The sequence below is a fragment of the Alkalimonas sp. genome (genome assembly GCF_020831925.1).
Lineage (GTDB): Bacteria > Pseudomonadota > Gammaproteobacteria > Enterobacterales > Alteromonadaceae > Alkalimonas.
In genome coordinates, this window is the sequence record NZ_JAFIFQ010000100.1 from 1 (window position 1) to 4,356 (window position 4,356).

Here is a 4,356-nt window from a genome sequence, read left to right on the forward strand (position 1 = left end):
CTTCTTCCACCAGAATTTTTTCAATCACGCCGCTGGCTTTGCTGATCAAATCCGCTTCTTCGGTGGCAGCCAGGGTAGTCGTGGTGCGGTAGCTGCTGCTGATTTCACCATGACGGCTGATGGCTACTTCAACCGGAATGGCGATATCCTCAGCTGAGGCTTTGTTGGGACTGCTTTGTGCCTGATTGCAACCGGTTAAAACCAAACCGGCGGTGAACAGGGCGCTGACAAAGAGAAGCTTGTTCATAATGGTGTTTCCTTGCTAAAAGCTGAATCATTTCACCAGCTATTGCAGCCATCATGCCAACAGCCGAACAATAAATTAAACAATTGATTTGTAATGAAGTAATAGCCATGCCATAACAAAGTTCACCCACTATGCATTTGCTTAAATGGTCAGATTTACGCTTTTTTGGTCAAATAATTCATCGGCGCAGTAGCCTGCTAGGCTTGGAGATAGTTGCCTCACCATGGCATAGTGTTTTAATCGCTTTGTGTTCAACATCGAGATTGGACGGCTCCCTTGAAAACAGCAACCATGCCGAAAATAGTGATCTTTTACGATGGTGCCTGCCCAGGTTGTGTGCGCGATCGAGCCTGGTATGAGAAACATGCCGGACAAGGTGAGCAGGTGGAATGGCTGGATATCAGCGGGCGCGATGACGAACTACGCGCGCTGGGTATCGAACCGCGCGCCGCTTTGTTGGAGTTGCATGTGCAGGATGAGCACGGCCGCGTGCTGCGCGCCATGCCCGCTTACCAGCTGCTGCTGTCACGACTGCCCCGCTACCGCTGGCTGGCCTGGCTGATTGGCCTGCCGCTGATACGCTCAGTACTCTCCTGGCTATACCGTCATTGGGTGCGCCGCCGTCTGGCGCGGGAGGGCCGGCTTTAGAGCGCTGCAGCAGCAACTTCGGCAATAACTCGCCACTTCATTTAAAGCGAAAGCTTGTTGATTTCATCCAACAATCGCTGATCCTGACTGCTGGCTTTTAATGGCTTCAGCAATGCCCGGGCAAGTTCGGTCTCATCCTGCAGCAAATACAACTGCGCCAGGCGCAGATCTGCCCAGCCCATATCAGGCAGTGCTGCGAATTGCTCGGTATCCAGCTGAGAGCGATAATGCTGAAGGGCGGCAATGCCTTTATCCAGCTGGGTTTTGCCTGCTACAGCATTGCGACCCAGCTGATACCAGGCCATCAACACCTGCTGCACAGCGGCCGTGTCATCCGGCTCGACGCTCAGCAAGGTCGCCTGCTCAAACTCGCGAATCGCCTGCTCATGCGCATCCTGTCGCTGCTGATAAAAACCGCGCATCACATAAGGTTCAGGCCGCTGTTGCAACTGCTCGGAAGCGCTCAGCAGGTTTTGAAGGGCAGCCAGATCCTGGTTGGCGGCATGCACTTCCAGTTCAAGCAACTCGCCCTGCAGCACATCAAACGCTTTTACCTGCTGTGCAATTTGCAGGGCCTGTTTGATATCGCCACCGGCAATGGAGGGAGCCTGAATATGAAACTGGGCCAGCGCCCGCTGGTAGGTAAGATTTTCCGGCTCCAGTGTTGCCGCTGCCTGAAATGCATCGCGGCAACGGATGGCAAAGCCTCGCGCTCTGAGCATATTGACATTTTGTGCCTGATTGCAGCTGCTTTGGCCATACCAGAATTGATACTCGGCTCTATCGCTTTGCAGCTCGGTGGCTTTTTTCAGGTACTTTTCCGCCGCAGCGGTATCCGACAAGCCCATCGCAGCCCGCCCCAGCAAGAACCAATAACTGGCATCACGGCGGTACTGGCGCTGTGCCGGCTCTAATACTGCATGCAGTTGCTGATAGTTCTCTTGCTCCAGTAATGCACTGGCTTGCTCTAGCGGCGAAGCAGCAGCTTGGCTAAGCCCACCCCAGAAAAGGGCGACACCGAAAAAAAGTGTATTGATCCCAGCCATGGTGGCTGCTCCTCATGAAAAGTAAAAGGTCACCTGACGCAGGATAACGCTGTACTGGACAAAGATAAAAGCGGCATTCTGCAACAAAATGTAACCTGTTTTTTTAAAGAGCTTTATTCATACCGCACCGCAGTTCAGCACCTGAAGTGTCTTGGCATCTATCGTAAAAGCCGATAGGAAGTCATTTCTATGGTGAATTGATATTCCTTAAGGTGATAGCTCGATGACGAAGTGGGCCCATACCATAAATACAGCTGAGGTGACGTTGTCTTAAGCACCACAACCACAGCTTCAGAGGCACAGGCCATGTGATCGGCATTTAGACTAAAAATACTCTAAGGAAAACCGATGAAACTACTGACTCTCGTTGTTATTTTTCTGATGCTCACCGCATGTGGCGGCAGCAATGACAGTTCTCCTGCGCCTGAGACATCCCAGCCCCCAACACCGCCAGAAGATGAGGCTGAACTGGTTGCCGTTGCTGAGAATAAATTAGGTGCCTGGATCTGGTACATCGATCAACCCGGCCTGGTACGAAATAATCATGCTGATATGGCGGCTTACTTAGCCGATCTTGGCGTCAAACGCGTTTTTATCAAGATCAGCGATATTAACTATCGTTGGCAAAGCAACAAAATTCGTTTTGAAGAGCATGGTGTCTTTTGCGGTGAATGGCAGGATGCCTGTGAGCCTGCCAATCTTCAGCTCTACAAAGATGCCGGTATTGAGCCCTGGGCCTGGACCTACAACGATACCCACTCATACGATGAACAGGCGGATATGTTGTATGCGGCAGCACTGGTCGGCTATCAGGGGTTTGTACTGGACATCGAAGAAGAATTCAACCGTAAGGACGAACCTTTGCATCAACTCTTTGAGGCCTACCACCACAGGCTGCGTCAGGCCAGAGCCGAGGGCCTGGTGGACAACCGCTTTTTGCTGGTCGCTACCAGTTGGGGCAATCCGCAAGATCAAGGCATGAATATTGGCATTATCGATCAATACGTCGATGCGCATATGCCGCAAACTTATGTGGAAAAATGGGGTGGCAGCTATCTGAGCGATATTGCCGAGACCATTCGGCAAGGGGATTGCGAGTACCGAGCTTTGGGTGCCACTAAACCAATCTGGCACATCGTTTCCCACGAGGACAATATTTTAACCGCTGAGCAGCTTGATACCTTTGTACAGCATGCTGGCCCAAATGCATCCGTGTGGCGCATTGCTGATGCCAGCCTAGCGCATGCACTGGAAAATATGAACTGGCAACAACTGGAATACCAGCCCAATGATTGTGCAGAGCACAACCTGCAGCTGGTAGCACGTTCGTCGTTGCCGCTGGTACCTTACTACCACCAATTGGATAATCATTACCAACCAGCAGCCAGTTGCAGCGTCACCTCGCTGGCCATGGTGACTGATTTTTTTGGTATCACAACACCATCCGATGCCAGCCGGGTGCCCGATCAACTCTATCAACGCTTTGGCCTGCTGCAAACGGTGCCCGAGCTCACCGCCGCTTTTAATACCCTCGCTGAAGAAGCAAACATTTCTGCTCATTCTACCGGCCTGACCAATGGAACTTTTGCTCAATTGCAACAGCATGTTGCACAAGGTTTGCCAGCCATTGTGCATGGCTGGTTCACCGCCTCCGGCCATATTTTGGTAGTGACTGGCTATGATGGTGACTATTACACCGTCAACGATCCCAATGGACAATGGGATCTGGCCAAACCCGGCAGCTACGATACATCGGTCTCCGGATTTCATATCCGTTATCCCAAAGCCGAGTTTGAGCACGCGATTAATGATAACAGTACGGGCGATGATCTCTGGCTGCACCTGTTTCAGCCCATACTAAATTGACATAGTTCCGGCAGTAGCTTGAATGGTATTGACTGTTGTTACCACCTTATTTTTGTGCTGGCAACAACACTATAGGTAGAGGCCCCTCGATTCGCTGGTTACCAGGATCCACATCACCAGTTAACCGCTCCGGGTCCAGCTCTATCCGGCGAATGCGCTCTGTGCTGGCCAGCCAAAGATCCACTGTCAGCTGCTGCTGGGTAGCGCGCCAGCTATCGACCGGCAACTGCAGCCGGTGCTGCTTACCGTCAGCCGTGCTGACTTGCACCTCAATGGGCATGGGAATACCACCACGATTGTGCAGCTGAAGACGCAGCCATTGGCCATCAGTCGCAGGCTGCCAATCGGCTTGGCCAAGCACGCCAAAATCATCCTGCGCTGAGTAGCGATCCTGCAACGCCAAGCGCTGCTCCTCCTCTACCGTCAGGCTAGCAGGCAACAGCAATAAGGGCGTGCCATCACGCCTGGCTTGCTGGCGCAAAAAACTGGCCAGCTGCTCCGCACTGGCTGGCCGCTCCAGCAGGATTTCTGCCTTGGTTAAAGCAATAT

The 4,356-nt window shown here is 52.4% G+C and carries 3 protein-coding genes and 2 pseudogenes; 2 read left to right on the plus strand and 3 right to left on the minus strand.

All coding sequences use genetic code 11. The features are described from left to right. Window positions 1-247 (minus strand): annotated as a pseudogene (locus tag JJU14_RS16105) (efflux RND transporter periplasmic adaptor subunit); the annotation flags it as partial. A 276-nt stretch (window positions 248-523) separates the two neighbouring features. Between JJU14_RS16105 and JJU14_RS16110 the strand changes: the two are divergent. Then, a complete protein-coding gene (locus JJU14_RS16110) occupies window positions 524-895 on the plus strand; it encodes a DUF393 domain-containing protein (protein WP_366914915.1) in 372 nt (123 codons plus the stop codon). Between the two features lie 41 nt (window positions 896-936). Here JJU14_RS16110 and JJU14_RS16115 read toward each other — a convergent pair whose 3' ends face one another. Next, a complete protein-coding gene (locus JJU14_RS16115) occupies window positions 937-1,941 on the minus strand; it encodes a hypothetical protein (RefSeq protein WP_228614744.1) in 1,005 nt (334 codons plus the stop codon). Between the two features lie 348 nt (window positions 1,942-2,289). On the opposite strand from JJU14_RS16115, the gene JJU14_RS16120 reads away from it, so the two are divergent. Beyond that, on the plus strand, window positions 2,290-3,807 hold the full coding sequence (locus JJU14_RS16120; protein ID WP_228614745.1) for a C39 family peptidase: 1,518 nt from the start codon (window positions 2,290-2,292) through the stop codon (window positions 3,805-3,807). Window positions 3,808-3,853: 46 nt separating this feature from the next. Here the strand turns inward: JJU14_RS16120 and JJU14_RS16125 are convergent. Then, window positions 3,854-4,356 (minus strand): annotated as a pseudogene (locus JJU14_RS16125) (hypothetical protein); the annotation flags it as partial.

Bases quoted from the DNA above. Each gene is read 5' to 3' on its own strand.
- JJU14_RS16115 (WP_228614744.1), bottom strand. From the start codon at position 1,941: ATGGCTGGGATCAATACACTTTTTTTCGGTGTCGCCCTTTTCTGGGGT.
- JJU14_RS16120 (WP_228614745.1), top strand. From the start codon at position 2,290: ATGAAACTACTGACTCTCGTTGTTATTTTTCTGATGCTCACCGCATGT.